Source organism: Nonomuraea longicatena, from assembly GCF_039525605.1.
GTDB classification, from domain to species: Bacteria; Actinomycetota; Actinomycetes; order Streptosporangiales; family Streptosporangiaceae; genus Nonomuraea; species Nonomuraea longicatena.
The window spans coordinates 96,683-119,250 of record NZ_BAAAHQ010000024.1 but is presented as its reverse complement, the minus strand read 5'-3'; the positions used below and the strand labels follow the sequence as shown (position 1 = coordinate 119,250).

The window sequence follows — 22,568 nt, the reverse complement described above, 5'->3', positions numbered from 1 at the left end:
TCTCAGGCAACGGGCCTCTCCGAGCGCTCCTCACCCCGCCACCGTCCCACCATGACGCCGCACGCTTGACGACCTGGGTGGGAAGTCAACGAGGCGTTGTGACAGTACCGATGACAGCGAAAAGCCCTGCACCGTAGCCTGAAGTCGCGACCCACACGGAGGGCTCAGGGTTATGAGCGACGAAGTCACTATCGGGCTCCGCCTTCGGACGCTGCGACGCTGGCGCGGGATGACCCTGGCCGAACTGGCCGGGCAGTCGGGCATGTCCACCAGCTACCTGTCCATGGCCGAGCGCGGCCTGCGCGCGCTGGACCGGCGCAGTTTCATCGCGGCACTTGCGGCAGCGCTCCGCGTATCGGAAACGGATTTGGTCGGGCGCCCGCATCTCGGTACCGATCATGCTCAGGTAGCACCGCATGCCCTCGTTCCCGCGCTCAGAACCTCGCTGGAGACGAACGGGCTCCACCACGATCCTGTGGTCGACAGAGCTCGGCCGATCCACGCCTTGGTCGACCTGATGGCCGGACCGATCGAGAGACACCGACGGCAGTACGACTTCCTGTTCGTCGGCAAGTACCTGCCCGACCTCATCGACGAACTCCACTACCACCTCAGCGACCCAGCAGACGAGGCCGAACAGCACCTGGCCCTACGGACGCTGGTCGAGGCGTACATGTGCGCCGCAGGTATGGCGCGCAGTCTCGGGCAGCCGGATCTCGGGCATGTCGCGGCCAGCCGCGCCGACGACGCCGCCGTGCTGCTGGGCGATCCGGTCACTCGGGGCAAAGCGGCCTTCTCGCTCATTCGTCCCAACGCCAGCAACTGGCATCGGGTGAAGCTCCTCGCCGGTCGCGCGGCCGACCGTGTCCAGCCGCATGTGCGCTCGGCCGCCGACAGGCAGGTGCTGGGCATGCTCGCGCTCAACGCCGCCCTCGCGGCCGCCGCCACCCTGGACGGAGACGGGGCTCGGCACTGGCTAGACGAAGCGGACCGGCTCGCGGCTCACGTCCCCGACGACATGAACGGCAACTGGCAGGCGTTCTGCCGGACGAACGTCGCCGTCTGGCGGGTCGCCATCGGCGTCGAACTCGGCGAGGCGGGCAGCCGGGTCGCGGAGAGGGCCCGTCTGGTCCGTCAAGAGAGGTTGCGCGGCCACGCGGCGAGGCGGGCCTGCTTTCTCGCGGACGTCGGACGGGGCCTCGCCCGGGATCGCCGAACGCGTAAAGAGGCGCTGCTCTGGCTTCGCCAAGCAGAAGAGGCGGCACCACAAAGAGTGCGAAATGACGCCAAAGTTCACGAATCCATAGCGGTTATGCTTGAGCAGTCCAAAGTGCACGCTGGTGGCCGTGAGCTGCGGGGAATGGCGGCCCGCATGGGAGTTCCACACTGATTCTCGCGAATTTCACGCCCGTGAAATTCCGAAGTCCTCAGGCTCCTATCGTCGGCCTCCATGGAGACCGACACGGCTGTGGAGCCCCGGGAACACCTTGAGCAGTTGCGCGCCGAGCTGGCCGAACGCGGCTGGCCCGCCCACATCGTAGGTACCTCGCGGCATGTAGCGCTGCGTGTGTGCAACCCCGATGACGGCGGCCTCAACGTCGATATCGGTAGCCGGGACGGTCGGTACCACTGGCCGCAGGGCCGGGTTATCGACGCGACCGACATCGCCGAGGCCGTAGCTGCCATCACACACGTGCTGCGCGGGGTCTCCGGGTAATGGCCACCACGTCCGCGCAGGCGCCGAGCGTTCTCACGCTGGCGGTGCCGCAGCAGGCTGAGGCCATCGGGAGGGCACGTCACGCGGTACGCGACGTGCTCACCGAGCACAGCTGGCCCGACGAGCTGATCGACACGGTCGTGCTCGTGGTCTCCGAGCTCGTCAGCAACGCGGTGCGTCACGGTCGGCCCCCGATCGAGTTGCGGCTGCAGGTGATCCCCGGCTTCGCCGCCGGGCGGGTCAGCGACCGCTCGCTCGCCATGCCCGTCCCGGTCGAGACCGACGACGACGCCGAGAGCGGGCGTGGGCTGGCGATCGTGCAGGCCATGACCAGCAGGTGGGGCACCCTCCCGCTGCCCGAACGCGGCGGAAAGGCGGTCTGGTTCGAGTTCCGCCACCCTCCCGACCACGCCGACCTGCCCTCGCTCGGCCCTCTCCTGCGGGGTGTGCCCGGCCTGGGCAGCAGCTGCTTTCGAGGCGACCTCAACGCCCCCTCGTTCGGCAGCCGGTTCAACTGACCCTGCCTGACTCCCGATACATCGGCCCGGCCCTCTTGAGGCGAGGGACGGCCGAACCAACAGGGTGGCCCACCGCCATCGAGGTACGGCGGGCTGCCCACCCACGAATGAGGTTCACATGGACATGCGTCGGCTGATCACGGAACAGCAGCCCAGCTCCAACGAATCCCCCGTCGACCAGGCCGAGAACGACCCCGCGATACCTATCGGCGGTGACGCCCCACCTTCGCACTCCCGAAACGACCTCATGTCCGGCCTGCCGATGGTGCCCGCTCAACGACTGAGCGAGCCAGAACCTTCGTGGGAGAGCCGATGCGGTGAGGAGTACTGCCCGGCCCCGGTCTCGGCACGGCCCCATCGGGTGGAATGGCAGTTCGAGGGCAACATGTGGGTACTCCGGTTCGGGCGGCCACCCCGGGTTGTGCGGTTGAGCTGCCGCTGCCGACCGGTGGAGTACGAGGAACTCGCCATCGGCGGACGACACTGGATCCGCCGCATCGAGCGAACCGGCGGTCGCCTCATCGTCCATGTCAGCCCCGAAGCCGCGAACCGCCAGGCAGGCGAGTTGTGGAGCCTGATCATGTGTGGAGACGCGATGTGAGCGCTTCCACCAGAGACGAGATCACTAACCAGCTCAAAGTCCAGAGACAGGTCAGATCTTCAGGAACTCCATCGGCAATGCGGCTCCGGTGAACTGACGGCGCAACGGCGATCCTGGGTGTTGACGAGGCCAGAGCTATTGGCTTCCGAATCGGTCAAGGCTCGGGGTGCAGGGGCCGGGGCCCCTGCTCGGGGTTTGGGGCGAAAGCCCCAATAAGGGGAGCCCGAGCGCGTAGCGCGAGGACCTCGCCTTTGGAGTGGGGGTCCGGGGGGATCTTCCCCCCGGGTGGGCGCTGCCTGGAGCCCTTCGCGCGAAGCGCGCCATGCGGAAGACCACGCCTTTGAGGCTCGTGTGCTGCCTGGACTTCTCTCGCGCGAAGCGCGCCACTGCGGTGGGCCTTGTCGGAGGGTGGGGTGGTTGGGTGGGGTGTATGGATGCTTGTGTTTTTGATCTTGATGGGGTGCTGGTCGATTCCGAGCCGGTGTGGGAGGAGGTGCGGCGGGCGTTCGTGGCCGAGCACGGCGGCCACTGGCAGTCCGACACGCAGGCGCGGCTCATGGGCATGAGCACCGGCGAGTGGGCCGAGTACCTGCACGAGCTCGGTGTCTCCCTGTCGCCGGAGCGGATCGCCGACGGGGTGATTCAGCAGATGAAGGCCCGGTATCACCGGGGTGTCCCGCTCATGCCAGGCGCCGTCGCGGCCGTCGCGCGTCTCGCCGGGCGGGTGCCGCTGGGGCTGGCGAGTTCGTCGCCCCGCGCGCTGATCGACGCGGTGCTCGCCGAGACCGGCCTCGGCGCGCACTTCACCGCCACCGTCTCGACCGAGGAGGTCGCCAAGGGCAAGCCAGCACCGGACGGTTACCTGGAGGCGGCGCGCAAACTCGGCGTCGCGCCCGAGCGCTGCGTTGCCGTCGAGGACTCCAGCAACGGGCTCCGCTCGGCGCACGCGGCCGGGATGCGCGTCGTGGCGATCCCCCACCCGGCCTATCCGCCCGCCTCCGACGCCCTCGACCTGGCATGGCGGACACTCCCCTCACTGGCCGCCTTGACGCCCGACATACTCTCCTAAATCACCACAAAGACCATGGAAGTGCTCCGGTAGGGAATACCGAGATTCGGCCTTTACCGCCGAAGTGTCGCACCGGACCCCGGCAGGCGAGCGGGAAGCTCGGCGGGCAGGGCGAATACCTCATCCCGACAGCACGGACAAACACCCCGGCGACCGGCATGCATCGATTTTGGCCGCAGCACGGTCACTCTTGGTGAATATCGGGATAAGAACCCAGCTATGGCTACCGCTACCGAAGTCCTGTGCCGGGCGATCACCGCCTCCGCCACCGGCGACACCGCCGCGATCAAGGAGTACTACGCTCCGGACGTCGTGGGCTGGAGCGCCGGTGAGGACATCGCCTCCGTCGAGGACCTGATCGCCGAGGCGATCACCCGGGGCGGGGCGCTGTCCGAGATCACCGTCGCCGTCCAGCCGATGCAGCTCCCGAGCGGCCAGGTGGCCGCGGAGTGGCGGCTGACGGCCCGGCACACGGGACCGCTGCGGCTCGACGACGAACTGGAGATCGAGCCGACCGGCCGCCGCCTCGAACTGCGCGGCGCCGTCTTCGCCCAGGTCACGGGCGGCCAGGTGGCCGACTTCCGGCAGTACTGGGACCCGGCCGACATGCTCGAACAACTCGGCCTGATGGACGAGCCGCCGGTCTATCTGTGACTCGGCACATTCAAGATCTCTTCTCTCCGTCACGGCGAAGCCGCCCCCACCACCGCCCACCGACCTGCGCACAGGGCCTCTCCGAGCGCCACTCCTCTCACACCCCGGCCCACCGCCACAACGCCCCGTTGACCACCCGACCGGGCCGCCGGCAGTGCGGCGTCGCGGCGAGACGGCGGTGAGACGAGGGGCGCTCGGAGAGGCCGTCAGCACGGGACGGCGGGAGGCGGTGGGGGCGGCTGGGCCGTAAGGGAAGAATGCACTGATCGCTAGCGCGGAGGGAGGTCGCGGCCGGCCACCAGCGACGACGCCCAGCGGGTTCTCGGGTCGGAGTCCACCAGGACCGCGCGGGCGAAGGCGCTCAGCGGCACCGCCAGGATGGCCCCCAGCGCGCCCAGCACATACGCCCACACCAGCAGCGACACCATCGTCAGCGTCGTCGAGAGCCCTGCCGACACCCCCACGAACCTCGGCTGGATCAGCGACTGGATCACGAAGTTCAGCACGCAGTAGACCAGGATGACCCAGATCATCGTCGACGGCCCCGACGACAGCAGCGCCAGCAGCGCGGGCGGCACCAGCCCGATGACGAACCCGATGTTCGGGATGTAGTTGGTGATGAACGCCAGCAGCCCCCACAACACCGGCAGCGGCACGCCGAGCAGCCACAGCGCCACGCCGTCCAGCACCGCCACGATCAGCCCGAACACCGTGGACACGATCAGGTAGTTGCAGGTGTCCTTGGCGAAGCCGGACAGTGCCGCCGCCATCGGCGAGGACGGCAGCCGCCTGAGCGCCGCGCGCACGTACCCGGCGTCCAGCGCCATCCCGAACAGCAGCATCACGATCACCGCCGTCGCGGTCACCGCGCCGAGCAGTCCGGTGAGCACCCCCTGCGCCGCCTGCGCGAGTTGCCCCACGTCGAGCTTGGACAGGACCTGCTTGGTCTGTTCCGGGGTGATGCCGAGGGAGGACAACCACGCGCTCCCCTCCGCCACCATTTGCCGGTATTTATCCGCGTAAGTCGGCAGGATCGCGGTCAGCTGTGCCAGCGCCGCCACCAGCGCCAGTGCCAGCGCTCCCAACACCACGATCACCGTCAGCAACGGCACGAACGTCGTCACCGCCCACGGCGCCCCCTTGCGCGCCAGCCAGGTCCGCAGCGGGCTGACCGCGATCGTCAGCGTCAGCGCCAGGAACGCGGGCCCGGCGATGGCGCTCATCTCCTTGATCCCGGCCAGGGCGATCACGGCGGCGGCCAGCCCGATCAGCAGCCGCAGGCCGACGGAGAGCTGTGACATGACGGATACGCTATGTCACCATCGGACCGCCGCCGGAGGTCAACGCGCCGCTCGGCTAGGGTGACCCCCGTGCGAGACATCACTGTGTTCAGCGGTAGTGCCCACCCAGAACTCGCTGAGGAGATCTGCGCCCATCTCGGCACCCCGCTCCACCCGGTCCGGTTGCGGCGTTTCGCCAACGACGTGCTCGAAGTCCAGCTCCAGGCCAACTGCCGCGAGCGGGACGTGTTCCTGATCCAGCCGCTGGTGCCGCCTGTGCAGGAGCACCTGGTCGAGCTGCTGCTGATGCTCGACGCGGCCCGCGGGGCGTCGGCGGCCCGGATCACCGCCGTCCTTCCCCACTACGCATATGCCAGAAGCGACAAGAAGGACGCCCCGCGCATCTCCATCGGCGCCCGGCTGGTGGCCGACCTGATGGTGGCGGCCGGGGCGAGCCGGGTGCTCACGATGACGCTGCACTCGCCGCAGGTCCACGGCTTCTTCAGCGTGCCCGTCGACCATCTGCACGCGCTGCGCGAACTCGCCGCGTACTTCCGGCGCCTCGACCTGTCGGAAACCGTGGTGGTCTCCCCCGACCTCGGCAACGCGAAGGAGGCCGCCGCGTTCGCCCGCCTGCTCGGCACCGGCGTCGCCATGGGCGCCAAGCAGCGCTTCAGCGACGACCGCGTGGTGATCGGCTCGGTCATCGGCGACGTCACGGGCAAGGACGTCATCGTCCTGGACGACGAGATCGCCAAGGGCACCACCGTCATCGAACTGCTGGAGCGGCTGCGGGAGCGCGGCGCCAGGTCGGTACGGGTGGCGTGCACACACGGGCTGTTCTCCAGCGGCGCCGTCGAACGGCTCAGCGCGATCCCCGAGATCGAGGAGATCGTCTGCACCAACACGGTGCCCGGCACCAAGTCCGACGGCAAGCTGACCGTGCTGTCCATCGCGCCCGCCATGGCGGAGGCGATGCGCCGCATCCACGACGGCGAGTCGGTCAGCACCCTGTTCACGACATCTTGATCACCTGAGCCGTCACACATCGGGCCTGCTCGGAGACGAGGAAGGCGACCACGTCGGCCACGTCCTCCGGGCGGGCGATGTGGTCGAGCGGGCTGAGCCCGCGCAGCATCGGCTCGTCCTCCTTCTTGATCCAGCCGGTGTCGGTGACCGGCGGGTGGACCATGTTGGCGGTGATGCCGTACTTCCCGAGTTCGCGGGCCGCCGAGATCGTGTAACTCTCCTGGGCGCTCTTGGCGGCGCCGTACGAGACCTCGCCGGGGAAGCCGTTGCGGCCTTCCGAGGTGAGGCCGACGATGCGGCCCCAGGTGGATCCGCGCTTGAGGTGGCGGCGGGCGAACTCGGCGATCAGCAGCGCGGGCGCCCGGGTGTCCACGGCGAACTGGTGGTCGTGGCTCGCCGCGTCCACCTGCCGCAGCGGACGGCCGAGATCGTCGGCCTCCCGGGGCGCGAAGGTGTCGGCGAGCCAGCCGCTGGCGTTGTTGACGAGGATCTCGACCGGGCCCAGCGCCTGCTCGGCCAGGTCGAACAGCCTGCCCGGCGTCTCAGGGTCGGCCAGGTCGGCCTCGGCGGCGGACGCCACGCCGCCCGCCTGCCTGATCCGCGCCACGACCCCCTCGGCGGTATCGGCCCGATCCCGGTCGTAGGCGTCGGGGTAGGCGGCGTGGGCCAGCGGTTCGAGGCGTTTGTAGGTGATGAAGACCTTCACTCCCTGGACGGCGAGGGCGAAGGCCGTGGCGGCCCCGATTCCCTGGTTTCCGCCGGTCAGAAGGGCTACCCTTTCCTGTACTCCTAGGTTGATCATTGTCTCATCATGCACAGCGACACGGATTTGCTGCTAACGAGTTTTCTGGGTGAGGTGCGGCCCGCCGTACCCCTGATCGCGTTGTGGGCGCACGGTTCGCTCGGCGCGGGCGACTACCAGGAGGGGCGGAGCGACCTCGATCTGATCGCCGTGGTCGACGGGCCGATCGCCGACCAGAGCCTGCTGGAGGAGATCCATCGGGGCTATCCGGGGCGCCTGCACTGCTCCTACCTGCCGAACGACGATCTCGGCGATCCCGGCGCCCACCACCTCACCTGCGCGCACGGCGAGTTGTTCCGCCGTCCGGTCACGCCGGTGACCCGCCGCGAACTGCACACGGCGCCGGTGGAGCTGTTCGGCGCGCCGGTGGCGGAGCTGCTGCCCGAGGTGAGCGACGCGGAGCTGTCGGCGTTCGTGCGGGCCGACCTTGAGGAGTTCTGGCTGGCCAAGACCGACGGGTTCCAGCGCTGGCTGCAGGACGTCTGGGTCGATCTCGGACTGATCACCGTGGCCAGGGCGGCGGTGACGCTGGGCGACGGCCGCCTGATCACCAAGCGGGAGGCGTTCGACGTGCTCGACGCCATGGGCGCGCCGTCGAGCGTGGTGGCAGACATCAGAGCCCGCCGGTACGGCACCGCCGCCCCGGCGCTGGGGCGGGCCGGCCGGGCGGTGCTGGCCAGGTCCTTCGTCCGCCACGCGATCACCGAGGTGCTGGGCCGAGCAGCGCGCTGAGCCCGGCCAGCGCGGCGACGACCCGTTCCTTCGGCAGGCCGCGCTCGCGCCGCTGATAGGCGTACACGTCGGGGGCGAGCGGGGCCAGCAGGACGTCCACGAGCGCGTCGGGGTCCGATGCGCCGGAGGCGACGACCAGGGAGCGCACGTGCGCCCGCCAGAAGCCGTACGCACCGGTGGTGAAGCGTGAGTGGCCGACCTCCGTCCCGAGCACCAGGTCGACGTGGTCGTCGAGCAGGTCGGCGAAGGCGGCGTAGAAGGCGGCGAGACGCTCGGCGGGCGGCGCGCCGGGCCCGAGCGGCGGCGCGCCGCGCAGCAGTTTCTCCTGGAGCGCGCTCTCGTGCGCGTCGAGGAGCGCGGTGGCGATGGCGGCCCGGTCGGGGTAGCGCCGGTACAGGGTGCCGCGCCCGACGCCCGCCGCCCTGGCGATGTCGTCCATGGTCACCTCCTGCGGCGGACGGGTCCTGAACAGGTCCTCCGCGGCGGCCAGGATGCGGGCCCGGTTGCGGGCGGCGTCTGCTCTCTCCATACCCGGAATATATCCGGACGACATGTCCGTTTAAGCGGACATAGTGTCCACTTGAAGGAGAGACCATGCTGCTCCACCTCGACGCCAGCGCCCGCCGCACGTCGTTCTCCCGCGAGTTGTCCCGCGTCTACGCCGACACCTGGCGTGCCGCCCACCCGGACGCCGGATACGTCTACCGCGACCTCGCCGCGAACCCCGTCCCCCACATCACCGAGGCATGGACCGAACTGTCCGACCACGTCATGTCCCACGAGATCACCGACATCTCCCGGTACGGCGAAGCCGCCCGCACCCCCGCCCGGCGCAAGGCGTGGGAGATCGTGCGCCCGCTGCTCGACGAGGTGGTGGCCGCCGACACCGTGCTCATCGGCACCCCGATGTACAACTACTCGATCCCGTCGTCGCTGAAGGCGTGGCTGGACCAGATCACCTTCCCGAAGATGTCGCTGAAGGGCCGCTCCTTCGTCGTGACCGCCGCCAGAGGCGGCGCCTACGGCCCGGGGACGCCGCGCGAGCCCGTCGACCACCAGGAGCGCTTCCTGCGCGACTTCGTCGCCGGCCACTTCGCCGTGGACGACATCACCTTCATCACCACCGAACTCGCCAACTCCCTGATCGACCCCGCCCTGGCGCACCGGCGCGAGGAGCACGAGCGGTCCCGTCAAGCCGCGCTCAAGGCGGCGGCACGATGAACTGGCTCGTCCTCATGCTCGCCGGACTGGTCGAGGTGGCCTGGTCGCAGAGCATCAAACCCACCCAGAACTTCACCCGCCCGATCCCCACCGTGATCAGCCTGCTGCTGATGGCCCTCGCCGTGTGGCTGCTGTCGATCGCGATGAACACCATCCCCGTCGGCACGGCCTACGCGGTCTTCACCGGGATCGGCGCCGTCGGCGCGATCGCCCTCGGCGTCGTCCTCGACGGCGACCCGCTGTCCTGGCTCCGGATCGGCGCCCTGGGGCTGATCGTCGGCGGGATAGTGTTGGCCCGAGCAGCGTCCTAACCTCCTGAAAGGGTCCGCACATGGCTGAGATCCGGACGGCGTACGTGCTGGCCGCCACATCGGCGGTAGCGCTGATGCACAACCCCAAGGTCGGCCTCGCCTGGTCGCGGCCGAGCGCGCTGACCGAGTTCACCGTCGGCGGTCTCGCGGGCCATCTCGGCAACCAGCTCGTCCGCGTGGAGCAGGTGCTGGCCGACGACGAGCGGCCGGGCCAGCCGATCTCCCTCCTCCAGCACTACGTCGAGTCGCCGTGGGTCGAGGCGGGGCTCGACCACGAGAGCAACGTGTCCATCAGGCAGGGCGGCGAGTCCATCGCCGCCTGCGGCCCGGCCGCCTTGGCCGAACGGCTGGGCGACGTGCTCAGGCGGCTGACCAAGGCGCTCCCCGCCGAGCCCGCCGACCGGGCGGTGAAACTGCCGTGGGCCGGGTGGGCGCTGACCCTGGACGACTTCCTGCTCACCCGGCTGATGGAGATCGTCGTCCACTGCGACGACCTGGCCAGCAGCGTGGGGCTGGCGACCCCGGAGTTCCAGCCCGAGGTCATCGAGCCGGTGGTCGATCTGCTGGCCCGCCTGGCCGTCCACCGCCACGGGGCAACGGCGGTGATCCGCGCCCTGAGCCGCACCGAACGCGCCCCGAGCACGATCAGCGCCTTCTGACCCGTCGAACCGCCCGCCCCTCCACGCGGACGCCGCCCACTGGCCGGCCTTCGGCGACACCCCGGGGACACGGTCGAGCGGGTCACGGGGCGGGCCCGGGTGGGCGGGCGGAGAATGTCGCCGCCTTCCGGTAGGGTCCGCCGGGTGCGTGCGAACTTATGGTGGTTTCTCACCACGCTCGTCTACGTGGCCTGGCTCCCCGTCGAGAGGCTGGGGAACTGGATCGAACGGTGCCTGGTCGCGGCTCCCGCCGACCGCGCCTACCCGGAGTGGGGCGGGGAGTGGGTCATCACGCCACCCGCCGACGAGGTCGTCTTCGGGGTGATCTTGCCGTACGACGCGGCGCCCGCCTACGCCATCGCCCCCGCCGACGACACCCTCCAGTTCGTCGGGTGGGTCGTGGTGTGTGTGCTCGCGGTGCTCGCCTGCCGTCCGGGAACGGCCCGCGGCCAGTTCCTGCTCGGCGGGCTGACGCTCGGGTTCCTGCTCGCCGAACCAATGCTGACCACGGCATTGAGCTGGCAAGAGATGCTGGTCCACCGCCCGTTCGACGTCCTGCGACTGGTCACCGTCCTGGGGCTGGTGATCCTGGCCACGCGGGCGGGACTGCGGGAACGCGACCCGCTGCCCGCCAAGGTCGGCAGGAGGTTCGGGAGGTTCTGGCGCTCCAGGTCGGTGCGCGTCGTCACCGTCGTCCTGGCCCTGGCCGCGATCCTGGAGGCGGCGGTGGTGTTCGCCCTGGTGGCCCAGGAGGGCGAACCGGTGGCGACTTCGCCACCCCCCTCGGTCGAACACGAGGAGACGCCACCCGCTGTAGAACCCATCGGCTGCAACCCCACCCCGCGCACTCCCGTCGTCCGCCCGCCCAAGGCCGCGGCGACCCGTCGCGTCGGGGCCGCCTGGCGCCGGATCGAACGCTGGATGGCCGACAAAGCGCCGAGGTCCCACCGGCAGCTGAACCCGCCCGCCTCACCGCAGGCCATCGCGCGTGCGGAGGCCGCCATGGCGCTGACCTTCCCGGACGAGCTGAAGGCGTCGCTGCTGCGCCACGACGGCGGGGGGTTCACGCTGTGGTGGCTGTACGAGCCCATCGGCCTCGACACGATCGTCGGCGACTGGCGGGGGCGGTGCAAGATCACCCTGGAAGGCTCCGTGGCACCGGACGAGCATCCGAGGAAGTACGTCGATCCGGAGGGCCACTGGTGGCACGGCGACGTCGTGCCGTTCACCCGGGACGGCAGCGGCAACAGCCTAGTGGTCGGCCGCGACGGCAGAGTCGGTGAGTTCTTCCACGAGGAGGGCATCTTGTTCGGCGGACACGCCGGCTGGCGGTCTTACGCCGCGTTCCTGGAGGACGTGGCCGACTCGCTGGAGAGCGGCGAGCCCTTGCGGGACTCACCGCCCTCCGTGCGCTCGGGCGTACTGGAGTGGGGTTATCCGTAGTGGCAGGCGGCCTGCGCCGTCTGCACCGACGGCAGCACCGGGAGCGGTTCGGTACGGCACCGCTGCGCCACCCCCGCCTCCTCGGCCCGCCCCGAGGCGAGCACCTGGCAGCGGGCGTGGAAGCGGCACCCGCCCGGGATCCGGGTCGGGTCCGGCGGCTCACCGGTGAGGACCACCCGCTCGGGCGACTCGGGCAGTACCGACATGAGCGCCTGCGTGTACGGATGCCGGGGCGCCGTCAGCACCTCCTCGACCGGCCCTGACTCGACGATCCGGCCGAGGTACATCACCGCGACCCGGTCGGCGATGTTCCACGCCAGGCCCAGGTCGTGGGTGACGACCAGGGCCGACAGGCCGAGGTCCGCGCGCAGCCGCAGCATCAGGGCCAGGATCTCGCCCCGCACCGAGGCGTCGAGCGAGGCCACCGGCTCGTCGGCGATCAGCACCTTCGGGTTCAGCGCGAGCGCGCCCGCGATCACCACCCGCTGGCGCTGCCCGCCGGACAGCTCGTGCGGGTAGCGGAGGAAGAACCGCTCGGGCGGACGGAGTCCCGCCCGGGACAGCGCCTCGGCGACGACCTGCTCCTCGTCGGGCAGGCCGTGGATGCGCGGGCCCTCCGCCACCGCCTCGTAGACGGTGTGGCGGGGGTTGAGCGAGCCCATCGGGTCCTGCAGCACGAGTTGCACGTCGCGGCGGTAGGTCTTGAGCGCGCGGGAGCCGTAGGCGAGGGGGGCGCCGCCGTACAGGACCGTGCCCGAGGTGGGCCGCTCCAGGCCGAGCAGCGTGCGCGCGAGCGTGGTCTTGCCGCAGCCGGACTCGCCCACGAGCGCGATGATCTCGCCGGCGCCGACGGCCAGGTTGACCCCGTCGACCGCACGGGCCCGGCGGCCGCGCGCGGCGAACTCCACGTGCAGGTCGCGGGCCTCCAGCAGGGTGGGGGCGGCCGTCTGCGCCGCCGGCACGGGCGCCTGCGTCTCGGTCATGAACCCTCCAGCTCGGTGCGGACGTGCACGCACGCGGCCGTACGGCGCTCGCCGACCGGCCACAGCTCCACGTCGAGCGTGTCGCACCCGTCCGCCTTGATCGGGCAGCGCGGGTGGAAGGCGCAGCCGGACGGCAGGTGCATGGGGTCGGGCGGGTCGCCGCCGAGCCCCTTGGGCGCCATGCGCGACAGGGGGTCGCCCACGGTCGGGAAGGCCGCCGCGAGCGCCTTGCTGTACGGGTGCCTGGCGTCGCGGAAGACCTCGTGGGAGGGGCCGTTCTCGACGATGCGGCCCGCGTACATGACGGCGAGCCGACCGCAGACGTCGGCCAGCACCGACAGGTCGTGGGAGATCATGATCAGGGAGATGCCGCGCTGGGCAACCAGGTCCTTGATCAGCGTGAGCACCTGGGCCTGGACCATCACGTCGAGCGCGGTCGTCGGCTCGTCGGCGATGATCAGCCGGGGCTCGCAGGCCAGCGCCATCGCGATCATGATGCGCTGGCGCTGCCCGCCCGACAACTCGTGCGGGTAGCTGCGCGCCCGCCACGCGGGCAGGCCCACCTGGTCGAGCAGTTCGGCGACCCGCTTGCGCGCGACGTCCGGCTTGGCCAGGCCGTGCACCAGCATCGGTTCGGCGATCTGGTCGCCGATCCGGCGTACCGGGTTGAGCCCGTGCTGGGCGCCCTGGAAGACGATGGACGCCTCGGCCCAGCGGACCGCCCGCAGGCGGCCCCACTTCATGGCGAGCACGTCCTCGCCGCCGAGCAGGATGCGCCCGCCCACCCGGGCGTCGGCGGGCAGCAGCCGCATGAGCGCCATCGCCAGCGTGGACTTGCCGGAACCCGACTCGCCCGCGACGCCGAGCGCCGACCCGGCCTCCAGCTTCAGCGAGACACCGCGTACGGCGGGCACCTCACCGGAGGCGATCCGGTAGGTGACGGAGACGTCGTCCAGTTCGAGCAGGCTCATCGCAACCTCGGGTTCAGCACGACTTCCAGAGCCCGGCCGACCAGCGTGAAGGCCATCACGACGGCGACGATGCACAGGCCGGGGATGAGGATGTACCACCAGGCGCCGTTGGAGGCGGCGTTCCAGTCGTACGAGCCGCGCAGCATCGTGCCCCACGACGTCTTGTCGGAGCTCACGCCGAGGAAGGCGAGCGTGGACTCGGTGACGATGGCGCTGGCCACCTCCAGGGTGGTGCTGGCCAGCAGCAGCGGCGCGACGTTCGGCAGCACGTGCCGCGACATGATGTGCCAGTGCCCGGCGCCGAGGGCCTTCGACCTCTCGATGTACGGCCTGGCCTCCACCGCCAGCGTCTGCGCGCGGATCAGGCGGGCCGTCGAGGGCCACGCGGTGACGCCGATGGCCACGATGATCGTGACCATGCTGCCGCCCAGGATGGCCGCCAGCACCAGCGCGGTCACGAGCGACGGCAGCACCAGGAACCAGTCGGTGAGCCGCATCAGCAGCGCGCCGAACCAGCCTCTGAAGTGCCCGGCGACGATGCCGACCAGGGTGCCGATCACCATGGCGAGCACGGCGGCGAGGAAGCCGATGAGCAGCGAGGTGCCCGCGCCCCACCAGATGAGTTCCAGGATCGAGCGCCCGGACTCGTCGGTGCCGAGCAGGCCGTCCACGCCGGGGGCGGCGAACTTCTGCCCGGTGCCCTCGACGACGCTGGTCACGTCCTCGTCGAGGAAGACCGGCGCGAGCACCGCCAGCACGGCGGCGACCACCAGGAGCGTCAGGCCGGCGACCCCGGCCCGCTGCTTGCGGAACTGGTTCCAGAACCGGCCCGCCGCCATCCTCCTGCGGGTCCAGGCCATGGTCGTCATGCCGACCTCACTCTCGGGTCGAGCACGTGGTAGACCACGTCGGCCAGGGTGTTCATGAGGATCACCGAGACGCACAGCAGCATGAAGGTGCCCTGCATCAGGGTGAAGTCGGGCACCTTGATCGCCCGGTAGAACAGCTGGCCGAGGCCCGGCCAGGTGAAGATGGCCTCCACCGTGACCGCGCCGCCGACGACGAAGCCGATGCGCATGAAGACCAGCGTGACGGTGGGCAGCAGCGCGTTGGGGACGGCGTGGCGGCGCCGTACCTCGTCGTCGCGCAGGCCCTTGGCCCGCGCGGTGGTGATGTAGTCCTGGCCGAGTTCGTCGAGCAGCGACGAGCGCATGACCAGAAGGTACTGGGCGTAGACGACGCCGACCATGGTGAGGACCGGCAGCACCATGTGCATGGCGACGTCGAGCACGTAGGCGAAGCCGTCTGGCGCGTCCACGCTCTCGATGCCCCGGGTGGGGAAGATGCCGGGGATCGGGCCGATGCCGCTGCCGAAGACCATGAGCAGCAGCAGGCCGAGCCAGAACGTCGGCACCGACCAGAAGATCAGCGAGGTGCCGGTGCTGAAGCGGTCGAAGCGCCCGCCGGGCCGCCAGCCCGCCTTGGTGCCCTGCCAGACGCCGAGGCCGACCGCGACCACCAGGGCGGTGCCCGCGAGCAGGATGGTGGCGGGCAGGCGTTCGAGGATGAGGTCGAGCACCGGCCGCTTGTACTCGTAGGAGGTGCCGAGGTCGAGCCGGAGGGTGCCGGCGACGAAGTCGGCGAACTGTTCCAGGAGCGGCTTGTCGAGGCCGAGCCTGCGCCGTTCGAGGTCGAGTTGGTCCGGGGTCATGTTGCGGCCCTGTGCGAGGGCGCGGACCGGGTCGCCGGGCAGCATACGGAACAGGAAGAACGTCCCCATGATGACCATGGCGATGCTGAGCAGCGCCCCGCCGAGCTTGACGGCCGCGTAGCGCAGCGTGCCGCCTCGGGCGGAGCCGGAGCCCGCCGCCTGGTCGGCGACGGGCTCGGTCGTGTCGAGCGGAGCTGTCATTCGCGCTCGTCCGCGGCGCCCTTGCGCCGCCTTGCCACGAGGACGCCGACGCCGCCCAGGACCACCACTCCGGCGATGATGCCGATGATGAGCCCGGTGTTGGAGCCGCCCGCCTCACCCGCCGGGGCGCTGGCCTTGGCGTCGAGGGTGTAGAAGGGCCAGTAGCCGGTGCCGCCGTAGATGATGCCGTCGCCCTCGGGGATCGAGGTGACGCTGGTGATGCGGTCCTTGCGGTAGCCCTCAAGGTCGTTCGGGTAGTAGAGGGCGATCACCGGGGCGTCGGTGTAGAGCTCCTTCTGCATCTGCTTGATGAGCTCGGCGCGCTTGGGCCGGTCGAGTTCCTTCAGCTGGTCCTGGTACAGCTTCTCGAACTCGTCGTCGCAGAAGAACGACTCGGTGCCGCCGCCCTCGCCGGAGGCCGTCGGCCTGCGGCTGCACAGGTGGGTCGCGAAGACCTCCTCGGGGTCGGGGTTGACCGACCAGCCGCTGATGGCGATGTCGAACAGGGCGGTGACGCCGGTCTCCTCGGTGAACTTGCTGGAGTCCAGCCGCTTGGTGGTCAGCGTGATGCCGATCTCCTTGAGGAAGCCGGTGAGGTGCTCGGCCAGCTTCTCCTCGACGGGGGTGTCGGTGTGGATGCTGAAGCGGAACTCCAGCTTGCGCTTGCCGTCCGGCGTGGTGCGGATGCCGTCGGCGCCCTTCTTGTACCCCGCGTCGTCGAGGATCTTGTTGGCCGCGGCCGGGTCGTAGGAGATCTTGTCCTGGCCCGCGGCCTCCCAGAAGAAGTCCGTGTACATGGGCGGCACGATCGAGCCGTCGGCGACCTTGGCCAGGCCGTTCTGCACGTCGGCGACGAGCTTGGCCTTGTCGATGGCGTGGTGGAGCGCGGTGCGCACCTTCGGGTCCTTCAGCGCCGGGTGGCCGTCGCCGACCGGCTTGCCGTCGGTGGTGGTGGCGCCGTGGTTGATCTGCAGGTACGCCGCACGGCGGCCCTGCTTGTTCCACTGCTCGATGTTGGGGTCGCCGCCGAGCGCCTGGAAGTCGGCGGGCGCGAGCCGGCCGATGAGGTCGATGTCGCCCTTCTTCAGGCCCACGATCGCGGCTGCCGGGTTGTCGTAGAAGATGACCTGCAGCTCGTCGATCTTCGGCTTGCCCCGCCAGTAGTCGGGGTTGGCCTTGAGCTTGACGAACTGATCCTTCTTATGCTCGACCGGGATGAACGGGCCGTTGGCGACGGCCGGGTACTTCTCGGCGTCGAAGGCGGCGAGGTCCGTGACGCCCTCCCAGACATGCTTGGGCATGATCGGGATGGGGTTCTCCAGGATGGACGCCTGCGGGGCCTTCAACTTGATCGTGAGGTCCTGGCCGGAGGCGGTCACGCTCTCGAAGTTCTCGACGGCCGGGCCGTTGGCGGTCTTGGCCGCCTCGTCCGTCATGATCTTGTTGAACGTCCAGGCGGCGTCCTCGGCCGTGACGGGCTTGCCGTCCGACCACTTGGTCTGCCGGATCTTGAAGGTCCAGGTGAGGCCGTCGGGACTGGAGGTCCACGACTCGGCCAGGTCGGGACTGGGCTGCAGGGTCTTGGAGTCGGGGACCGCGAGGAAGCCGAAGCTCCATCGGAAGATCGACGTGGAGATGAGCCGGACACCGAGGAAGGGGTTCATCGAGTCCATCGCCTGAGTTGCGCCGACGCGTACGACCTTCTTCCCCGCCGCAGGCTCCTGCGCGAGCGCCACCTGCCCCTGACCTGCTATAACCATAGCCACGCCCAGCGCGGACAGTCGCGCTAGCAATTTCCTCATGTGTGCCTCACCTTCAGGCGGGGGTTTCCTGTAGAGGAGGGCACACCATTGCGCGGTCGCGTGTCAACGAGTGGCGGAGAATTGTTTCACTCTCGTTTCCATACGCGGTGTTAATTTTCAACGACTGTGCCGTGAACCACCCCCAGACGGCGATCTACCTGCACGGCTTCCAGCATCCGGCGGTCGTGGGTCACGAGCAGCAGTGTGCCCTCGTAGCTCGCCAGCGCCGATTCGAGCTGCTCGATGGCGGGCAGGTCGAGGTGGTTGGTGGGCTCGTCCAGCACCAGCAGGTTGACCCCGCGCGCCTGGAGCAGGGCCAGCGCCGCCCGGGTGCGCTCGCCCGGTGACAGCGTGGCCGCCGAGCGCAGCACGTGCACCGCGCGCAGGCCGAACTTCGCGAGGACCGTGCGCGCCTCGCCCGGCACCAGCGCGGCCTCGCGGGCGAACGCCTCGATCAGCGGCTCCTCCCCCGCGAACAGCCCGCGCGCCTGGTCGACCTCGCCCACGACCACGCCGGGGCCGAGCGCGCCGTGCCCGCCGTCGAGCGGGATCCGGCCGAGCAGCGCGCCGAGCAGCGTCGTCTTGCCCGAGCCGTTGGCGCCGGTGATCGCCACCCGGTCGGCCCAGCCGATCTCCAGGTCGACCGGGCCCAGGGTGAAGGCCCCACGCCTGACCACCGCCTCGCGCAGCGTCGCCACGACCGTGCCGGAGCGGGGCGCCGCCGCGATCTCCATGCGCAGTTCCCACTCCTTGCGCGGCTCGTCGACCACCTCCAGGCGCTCCAGCATCCGGTCGGTCTGCTTGGCCTTCGCGGCCTGTTTCTCCGCCGAGTCGATGCGGAAGTTGCGCACGAACTTGTCGGGGTCGCTCTGCTTGCGTCTTGCGTTCTTGACGCCCTTGTCGGCCCAGGCCCGCTGCATGCGGGCGCGGGCCTCCAGCTGGGCTCGGGTGTCGGCGTACTCCTCGTACGCCTCGCGGGCGTGCCTGCGGGCCAGCTCGCGTTCGTCGAGGTAGGACTGGTAGCCGCCGCCGAACAGGTTGACCTGCTGCTGGGCGAGATCGAGTTCGAGCACCCTGGAGACGGTCCTGGCGAGGAACTCCCGGTCGTGACTGACCAGCACGGTGCCCGCCCGCAGCCCGGTGACGAACCTCTCCAGCCGGTCGAGCCCGTCGAGGTCGAGGTCGTTGGTGGGCTCGTCCAGCAGGAACAGGTCGTAGCGGCTGAGCAGCAGCGACGCCAGGCCCGCCCGCGCGGCCTGGCCGCCGGACAGCGAGGTCATCGGCTGGTCGAGGCCGACCGCGAGGCCGAGGTCGGCGGCCACCTCCTCGGCGCGTTCCTGAAGGTCGGCGCCGCCGAGCGCGAGCCACCGCTCCAGCGCCAGGCTGTAGGCGTCGTCGGCGCCCGCCGCCTGCTCGACGATCGCCTGCGTGGCCGCGTCGAGGTCGTGCTGCGCGCGCGTCACGCCGGTGCGGCGGCCGAGGAACCCGGCGACGCTCTCGCCGGGCCGGCGCTCCGGCTCCTGCGGCAGGTGGCCGACGGTGGCGGTCACGGGGGCCAGCGTGATGCGGCCCTCCTCCGGCCGGTCGAGGCCCGCCAGCAGCCGCAGCAGAGTGGACTTGCCCGCGCCGTTGGCCCCGACGAGCCCGACCACGTCACCGGGGGAGACCACCAGGTCGAGGCCGGAGAACAGCATCCGCTCCCCGTGACCTGCGGACAGCCCCTTCACCACCATCGTCGCGCTCATCCTCGCCACTGTAGTCTCGCGGGATGCCCCGGCTCATCTCGATATCGGCAGCCGCCGTCACCGTCGCGGCGGGGCTGGGGGTGCGGGCGTTCTTCGACGGCGCGTTCGCCGACCACGCCGGCGACGCGCTCTACACGGTGCTGCTGTACTGGCTCGCGGTTCTGGTCCGCCCGTCCGCGCGCCCTTGGGCGGTCGCGCTGGTCGCGGGCGGCCTGAGCTGGGCGATCGAGTTCGCCCAGCTCCTTTCGATCCCCGCCGTCCTGCGCCCGGTGCTGGGCAGCACCTTCAACCCGGCCGACCTCCTCTGGTACGCCGTCGGCGCCCTGCTGGCCACTGGGTTCCACTCACTGTTGCCTCGCCGGGATGACGGGCGCGAAACTCGGCTGTAACCGCTTGTCCACGGCGGGGAATCGGTCTAGACGTAAGACCAAGGAACCCCCCATGAGGAGACCTCATGACCGTGGACGAGGATTCGCGACGACTCGCCGAACTGGGTTACAAGCAGGAACTCGCCCGAACCTGGAGCGGTTTCTCCAACTTCGCCATCTCCTTCTCCATCATCTCGATCCTGGCCGGCTGCTTCACCACCTTCGGCCAGGCGTGGAACAACGGCGGGCCGGTCGCCATCTCCTGGGGCTGGCCGATCATCTCGGTCTTCATCCTGATCATCGGCCTGTGCATGGCCGAACTCGTCTCCGCCTATCCCACCGCCGGTGGCATCTACTGGTGGGCGGCGAAGATGGGCAGGCCCGTGCACGGCTGGTTCACCGGCTGGCTCAACCTCATCGGCCTCGTCGCCGTCACCGCCTCCGTCGACTACGGCGCGGCGACCTTCCTCAACATCACGCTCAACCGCTTCTTCGGGCTCCAGGTCTCCCTCGGCACCACGTTCACGATCTTCGTGGTGGTCCTGCTGCTGCACGCCCTGATCAACATCTTCAGCCACCGGCTGATCTCGGTGCTGCAGAACGTGTCGGTCTGGTGGCACGTGTTCGGCGCCGCGATCATCGTGGCCATCCTCGCCTTCGGCCCCGACAGCCACCAGTCGTTCGGCTTCGTCTTCACCGAGACGGTCAACAACTCCGGGTTCGCCGACTCCTCCTACTGGTTCTACGTGCTGCCGCTCGGCTTCCTGCTCACGCAGTACACGATCACCGGGTTCGACGCCTGCGCGCACGTCTCGGAGGAGACCAAGGGCGCCGCCACGGCCGCCGCCAGGGGGCTGTGGCAGTCGATCTTCTTCTCCGCGATCGGCGGGTGGATCCTGCTGCTGGCCTTCCTGTTCGCGGCGACGGACGTGGCGGCGGTCAACGAGGGCGGCGGATTCGTCGGGGCCATCTTCGACTCGGCGCTGCCGGGCAACCTGGCGACGGCGATCTTCGCGATCTCCGCGATCGGCCAGTTCTTCTGCGGGATGAGCTGCGTGACCTCGATGTCGCGGATGACCTACGCGTTCTCCCGCGACGGCGCCGTACCCGGCTGGCGGCTGTGGTCGCGCGTGGACCGCAACCGCACGCCGGTCAACGCCACCCTCGCCGGGTGCGCGGTCGCCGCCCTGCTGACCCTGCCCGCGCTCTACGCACCTCCCGGAACCACCACGCCGGTGGCCTTCTACGCCGTGGTGTCGATCGCGGTCATCGGGTTGTACCTGGCCTTCATCATCCCGATCTGGCTGCGGCTGCGCATGGGCGACCGGTTCGTCCCGGGGCCGTGGACGCTCGGGCGGAAGTACAAGGTCATGTGCTGGATCGCGGTGATCGAGATCGCCGTCGTCTGCGTCTACTTCGTGCTGCCGTTCGTGCCCGCCGGGGTGCCCGGCGACGCGGAGTTCACCTGGACGGCCGTCAACTACGCGCCGATCGCCGTCGGCGTGGTGCTGGTGGCGATCGGCCTGTGGTGGGTGCTGTCGGCTCGCAAGTGGTTCACGGGGCCGCGCCGTACGGTCGAGGAGAGCGTCGTGGAGCAGCCGTACGGATCTTCCAGCTAGCCGGAATGTTTGGCCGCCGCGAGCGGTGGCAGCCTGAGGCTGTGGAGTTGCACTGCTTGATCGTCGACGACAGCCGGCGGTTTCTGCAGGCCGCGAGCCGGTTGCTGGAGCTGCAGGGCGCCCGGATCGTGGGCATGGCCACGACCGGGGCCGAGGCGGTGGCCCTGACCGAGGAACTGCGGCCCGACGTGGTCCTGGTCGACGTCGGGCTGCGCGAGGAGAGCGGCTTCGACGTGGCCGCCCTGCTGGACGGCGTCCCCGTCATCATGATCTCCACCCAGGACGGCGCCGACCTCGCCCAACTCGTCGAGGCGAGCCGGGCGATCGGCTTCCTGCCGAAGTCCGGGCTGTCCTGTGCGGCGATCCGCGACCTGCTCAGCACTTGACGGGCCCGCCCCGGCGGGCAGAGGCTGGGAACGGTGAGGTTCGTCGGGCGGTGGCGTGGGGCCCTGCTGGAAACGGAGACCCAGACGACTGCCTGGACAAGTGATCGGATCGCCGACGAGCAGGGGGCGCTGCGGCGGGTCGCGACGCTGGTCGCCCAAGGGGCGGCGACCGACGAGGTGTTCACCACCACCACCGCGGAGGCCGGGCGGCTGCTCGGAGTGGATCTCGCGGTTCTGAACCGGTACGAGGCGGACGGCACCATGACCGTGCTGGGCGCCTGGAGCGGCCCGGACGGCCTCACCCCCGTTCCCGTCGGCACCCGGACGCCCGCCGACGGGAAGAACGTCGCCGCGCTGGTGTGGCGGACGGGCCGTCCGGCGCGGGCCGACGAGAGCGGCGGCGCCGATCCGATCGCGGGCCCGCCCATGAACCCCCGGGGCTCGGCCGACCGCTCGGTGGCCGGCGTGCCGATCGAGGTCGGGGACCGGGTGTGGGGGGTCCTTCTGGTCTCCGCCGGGCGGTCGCTCCCGGCGTCCGCCGAGACACTACTCGCCGAGTTCGGCGAACTGGTCACGGTCTCCGTCTCGGCCGAGTTGAAGCAGGACCAACTGCTCTGCTTCGCCGACGATCAGGCGGCGCTGCGGCGCGTGGCGACCCTGGTCGCCACGGGGATGCCGCCGGAGGAGGTGTTCGCCGCCGTGGCCGCCGAGGTCGGGCAGTTGCTGGGCGCCGACGTGACGGGGAT

At 70.2% G+C, this 22,568-nt stretch carries 25 protein-coding genes; 16 read left to right on the top strand and 9 right to left on the bottom strand.

Annotated elements, in window-relative coordinates; all coding sequences use genetic code 11:
- The first annotated feature begins 172 nt into the window (after window positions 1-172).
- The 6 genes from ABD120_RS24225 (at window position 173) to ABD120_RS24200 (ending at window position 4,559) form a co-directional block, all read left to right on the top strand.
- On the top strand, window positions 173-1,390 hold the full coding sequence (locus ABD120_RS24225; RefSeq protein ID WP_343952315.1) for a helix-turn-helix domain-containing protein: 1,218 nt from the start codon (window positions 173-175) through the stop codon (window positions 1,388-1,390).
- 60 nt (window positions 1,391-1,450) lie between these two features.
- Entirely contained in the window at window positions 1,451-1,717 is a 267-nt protein-coding gene (locus tag ABD120_RS24220; RefSeq protein WP_343952314.1) for a hypothetical protein, read from the top strand.
- A complete protein-coding gene (locus tag ABD120_RS24215; protein ID WP_343952313.1) occupies window positions 1,717-2,235 on the top strand; it encodes an ATP-binding protein in 519 nt (172 codons plus the stop codon). Before ABD120_RS24220 ends, ABD120_RS24215 begins: the two co-directional genes overlap by 1 nt.
- A 448-nt stretch (window positions 2,236-2,683) precedes the next feature.
- Window positions 2,684-2,836, top strand: a complete 153-nt coding sequence (locus ABD120_RS24210) for a hypothetical protein (RefSeq protein WP_343952312.1) — start codon at window positions 2,684-2,686, stop codon at window positions 2,834-2,836.
- A gap of 430 nt (window positions 2,837-3,266) precedes the next feature.
- Entirely contained in the window at window positions 3,267-3,905 is a 639-nt protein-coding gene (locus ABD120_RS24205; RefSeq protein ID WP_343952311.1) for an HAD family hydrolase, read from the top strand.
- Window positions 3,906-4,124: 219 nt separating this feature from the next.
- On the top strand, window positions 4,125-4,559 hold the full coding sequence (locus ABD120_RS24200; protein WP_343952310.1) for an ester cyclase: 435 nt from the start codon (window positions 4,125-4,127) through the stop codon (window positions 4,557-4,559).
- Window positions 4,560-4,828: 269 nt separating this feature from the next.
- On the opposite strand, the gene ABD120_RS24195 is transcribed toward ABD120_RS24200, so the two are convergent.
- Window positions 4,829-5,860, bottom strand: coding sequence for an AI-2E family transporter (locus tag ABD120_RS24195; protein ID WP_343952309.1), 1,032 nt, complete (start codon window positions 5,858-5,860; stop codon window positions 4,829-4,831).
- Between the two features lie 69 nt (window positions 5,861-5,929).
- Between ABD120_RS24195 and ABD120_RS24190 the strand changes: the two genes are divergently transcribed.
- Window positions 5,930-6,868: a ribose-phosphate diphosphokinase gene (locus ABD120_RS24190; RefSeq protein WP_343952308.1), complete on the top strand. Its 939-nt coding sequence runs from the start codon at window positions 5,930-5,932 to the stop codon at window positions 6,866-6,868.
- Here ABD120_RS24190 and ABD120_RS24185 read toward each other — a convergent pair.
- Window positions 6,855-7,670 carry an SDR family NAD(P)-dependent oxidoreductase gene (locus ABD120_RS24185; protein ID WP_343952307.1) on the bottom strand — a complete coding sequence of 272 codons (816 nt, stop codon included), beginning with the start codon at window positions 7,668-7,670 and terminating at the stop codon, window positions 6,855-6,857. The genes ABD120_RS24190 and ABD120_RS24185 overlap by 14 nt on opposite strands.
- 9 nt (window positions 7,671-7,679) lie before the next feature.
- Here ABD120_RS24185 and ABD120_RS24180 point away from each other — a divergent pair, with 9 nt between their 5' ends.
- On the top strand, window positions 7,680-8,402 hold the full coding sequence (locus tag ABD120_RS24180) for a nucleotidyltransferase (RefSeq protein ID WP_343952306.1): 723 nt from the start codon (window positions 7,680-7,682) through the stop codon (window positions 8,400-8,402).
- Here the strand turns inward: ABD120_RS24180 and ABD120_RS24175 are convergent.
- Window positions 8,371-8,931 carry a TetR/AcrR family transcriptional regulator gene (locus ABD120_RS24175; RefSeq protein WP_343952305.1) on the bottom strand — a complete coding sequence of 187 codons (561 nt, stop codon included), beginning with the start codon at window positions 8,929-8,931 and terminating at the stop codon, window positions 8,371-8,373. The genes ABD120_RS24180 and ABD120_RS24175 overlap by 32 nt on opposite strands.
- Window positions 8,932-8,996: 65 nt before the next feature.
- On the opposite strand from ABD120_RS24175, the gene ABD120_RS24170 reads away from it, so the two are divergent.
- The 4 genes from ABD120_RS24170 to ABD120_RS24155 all read left to right on the top strand — a co-directional run bounded on the left by ABD120_RS24170 (window position 8,997) and on the right by ABD120_RS24155 (window position 12,036).
- The gene (locus tag ABD120_RS24170) at window positions 8,997-9,623 is read left to right on the top strand and encodes an FMN-dependent NADH-azoreductase (protein ID WP_343952304.1); all 627 of its coding nucleotides are present in this window, start codon (window positions 8,997-8,999) and stop codon (window positions 9,621-9,623) included.
- Window positions 9,620-9,934, top strand: a complete 315-nt coding sequence (locus tag ABD120_RS24165) for a DMT family transporter (RefSeq protein WP_343952303.1) — start codon at window positions 9,620-9,622, stop codon at window positions 9,932-9,934. The genes ABD120_RS24170 and ABD120_RS24165 overlap by 4 nt, the downstream gene beginning before the upstream one ends.
- Before the next feature lie 20 nt (window positions 9,935-9,954).
- Window positions 9,955-10,593, top strand: coding sequence for a maleylpyruvate isomerase N-terminal domain-containing protein (locus tag ABD120_RS24160; protein WP_343952301.1), 639 nt, complete (start codon window positions 9,955-9,957; stop codon window positions 10,591-10,593).
- 144 nt (window positions 10,594-10,737) lie between these two features.
- Window positions 10,738-12,036, top strand: a complete 1,299-nt coding sequence (locus ABD120_RS24155) for an SMI1/KNR4 family protein (RefSeq protein ID WP_343952300.1) — start codon at window positions 10,738-10,740, stop codon at window positions 12,034-12,036.
- On the opposite strand, the gene ABD120_RS24150 is transcribed toward ABD120_RS24155, so the two are convergent.
- The 6 genes from ABD120_RS24150 to ABD120_RS24125 form a co-directional block, all read right to left on the bottom strand.
- Window positions 12,027-13,019, bottom strand: coding sequence for an ABC transporter ATP-binding protein (locus tag ABD120_RS24150; protein WP_343952299.1), 993 nt, complete (start codon window positions 13,017-13,019; stop codon window positions 12,027-12,029). The two genes, ABD120_RS24155 and ABD120_RS24150, sit on opposite strands and share 10 nt — an antisense overlap.
- Window positions 13,016-13,990 (bottom strand): ABC transporter ATP-binding protein, encoded by a 975-nt coding sequence (locus tag ABD120_RS24145; protein WP_343952297.1) that lies wholly within the window; start codon window positions 13,988-13,990, stop codon window positions 13,016-13,018. The genes ABD120_RS24150 and ABD120_RS24145 overlap by 4 nt, the downstream gene beginning before the upstream one ends.
- Window positions 13,987-14,859 carry an ABC transporter permease gene (locus ABD120_RS24140; RefSeq protein ID WP_343952296.1) on the bottom strand — a complete coding sequence of 291 codons (873 nt, stop codon included), beginning with the start codon at window positions 14,857-14,859 and terminating at the stop codon, window positions 13,987-13,989. The genes ABD120_RS24145 and ABD120_RS24140 overlap by 4 nt, the downstream gene beginning before the upstream one ends.
- Window positions 14,856-15,902 (bottom strand): ABC transporter permease, encoded by a 1,047-nt coding sequence (locus tag ABD120_RS24135; protein WP_343952295.1) that lies wholly within the window; start codon window positions 15,900-15,902, stop codon window positions 14,856-14,858. Before ABD120_RS24135 ends, ABD120_RS24140 begins: the two co-directional genes overlap by 4 nt.
- Entirely contained in the window at window positions 15,899-17,704 is a 1,806-nt protein-coding gene (locus tag ABD120_RS24130) for an ABC transporter substrate-binding protein (RefSeq protein ID WP_343952294.1), read from the bottom strand. The genes ABD120_RS24135 and ABD120_RS24130 overlap by 4 nt, the downstream gene beginning before the upstream one ends.
- Window positions 17,705-17,814: 110 nt before the next feature.
- Window positions 17,815-19,449, bottom strand: coding sequence for an ABC-F family ATP-binding cassette domain-containing protein (locus ABD120_RS24125; protein WP_343952293.1), 1,635 nt, complete (start codon window positions 19,447-19,449; stop codon window positions 17,815-17,817).
- A gap of 23 nt (window positions 19,450-19,472) precedes the next feature.
- Here ABD120_RS24125 and ABD120_RS24120 point away from each other — a divergent pair, with 23 nt between their 5' ends.
- The 4 genes from ABD120_RS24120 to ABD120_RS24105 form a co-directional block, all read left to right on the top strand.
- Window positions 19,473-19,838 carry a ribosomal maturation YjgA family protein gene (locus ABD120_RS24120; RefSeq protein ID WP_343952292.1) on the top strand — a complete coding sequence of 122 codons (366 nt, stop codon included), beginning with the start codon at window positions 19,473-19,475 and terminating at the stop codon, window positions 19,836-19,838.
- A gap of 65 nt (window positions 19,839-19,903) precedes the next feature.
- On the top strand, window positions 19,904-21,436 hold the full coding sequence (locus ABD120_RS24115) for an amino acid permease (RefSeq protein WP_343952291.1): 1,533 nt from the start codon (window positions 19,904-19,906) through the stop codon (window positions 21,434-21,436).
- 41 nt (window positions 21,437-21,477) lie between these two features.
- Window positions 21,478-21,822 carry a response regulator gene (locus ABD120_RS24110; RefSeq protein WP_343952290.1) on the top strand — a complete coding sequence of 115 codons (345 nt, stop codon included), beginning with the start codon at window positions 21,478-21,480 and terminating at the stop codon, window positions 21,820-21,822.
- A 33-nt stretch (window positions 21,823-21,855) separates the two neighbouring features.
- Window positions 21,856-22,568: GAF domain-containing protein (locus ABD120_RS24105; RefSeq protein WP_343952289.1), on the top strand; the 713-nt coding region annotated here is incomplete at its 3' end.

Excerpts from the sequence above, each read along its gene's own strand:
- ABD120_RS24220 (WP_343952314.1), top strand. The coding sequence starts at position 1,451 with ATGGAGACCGACACGGCTGTGGAGCCCCGGGAACACCTTGAGCAGTTG.
- ABD120_RS24170 (WP_343952304.1), top strand. The coding sequence starts at position 8,997 with ATGCTGCTCCACCTCGACGCCAGCGCCCGCCGCACGTCGTTCTCCCGC.
- ABD120_RS24195 (WP_343952309.1), bottom strand. The coding sequence starts at position 5,860 with ATGTCACAGCTCTCCGTCGGCCTGCGGCTGCTGATCGGGCTGGCCGCC.
- ABD120_RS24115 (WP_343952291.1), top strand. The coding sequence starts at position 19,904 with ATGACCGTGGACGAGGATTCGCGACGACTCGCCGAACTGGGTTACAAG.
- ABD120_RS24120 (WP_343952292.1), top strand. The coding sequence starts at position 19,473 with ATGCCCCGGCTCATCTCGATATCGGCAGCCGCCGTCACCGTCGCGGCG.
- ABD120_RS24175 (WP_343952305.1), bottom strand. The coding sequence starts at position 8,931 with ATGGAGAGAGCAGACGCCGCCCGCAACCGGGCCCGCATCCTGGCCGCC.
- ABD120_RS24150 (WP_343952299.1), bottom strand. The coding sequence starts at position 13,019 with ATGACCGAGACGCAGGCGCCCGTGCCGGCGGCGCAGACGGCCGCCCCC.
- ABD120_RS24200 (WP_343952310.1), top strand. The coding sequence starts at position 4,125 with ATGGCTACCGCTACCGAAGTCCTGTGCCGGGCGATCACCGCCTCCGCC.
- ABD120_RS24140 (WP_343952296.1), bottom strand. The coding sequence starts at position 14,859 with ATGACGACCATGGCCTGGACCCGCAGGAGGATGGCGGCGGGCCGGTTC.
- ABD120_RS24135 (WP_343952295.1), bottom strand. The coding sequence starts at position 15,902 with ATGACAGCTCCGCTCGACACGACCGAGCCCGTCGCCGACCAGGCGGCG.
- ABD120_RS24225 (WP_343952315.1), top strand. The coding sequence starts at position 173 with ATGAGCGACGAAGTCACTATCGGGCTCCGCCTTCGGACGCTGCGACGC.
- ABD120_RS24130 (WP_343952294.1), bottom strand. The coding sequence starts at position 17,704 with ATGAGGAAATTGCTAGCGCGACTGTCCGCGCTGGGCGTGGCTATGGTT.
- ABD120_RS24180 (WP_343952306.1), top strand. The coding sequence starts at position 7,680 with ATGCACAGCGACACGGATTTGCTGCTAACGAGTTTTCTGGGTGAGGTG.
- ABD120_RS24160 (WP_343952301.1), top strand. The coding sequence starts at position 9,955 with ATGGCTGAGATCCGGACGGCGTACGTGCTGGCCGCCACATCGGCGGTA.
- ABD120_RS24125 (WP_343952293.1), bottom strand. The coding sequence starts at position 19,449 with ATGAGCGCGACGATGGTGGTGAAGGGGCTGTCCGCAGGTCACGGGGAG.
- ABD120_RS24145 (WP_343952297.1), bottom strand. The coding sequence starts at position 13,990 with ATGAGCCTGCTCGAACTGGACGACGTCTCCGTCACCTACCGGATCGCC.
- ABD120_RS24215 (WP_343952313.1), top strand. The coding sequence starts at position 1,717 with ATGGCCACCACGTCCGCGCAGGCGCCGAGCGTTCTCACGCTGGCGGTG.
- ABD120_RS24185 (WP_343952307.1), bottom strand. The coding sequence starts at position 7,670 with ATGATCAACCTAGGAGTACAGGAAAGGGTAGCCCTTCTGACCGGCGGA.
- ABD120_RS24205 (WP_343952311.1), top strand. The coding sequence starts at position 3,267 with ATGGATGCTTGTGTTTTTGATCTTGATGGGGTGCTGGTCGATTCCGAG.
- ABD120_RS24165 (WP_343952303.1), top strand. The coding sequence starts at position 9,620 with ATGAACTGGCTCGTCCTCATGCTCGCCGGACTGGTCGAGGTGGCCTGG.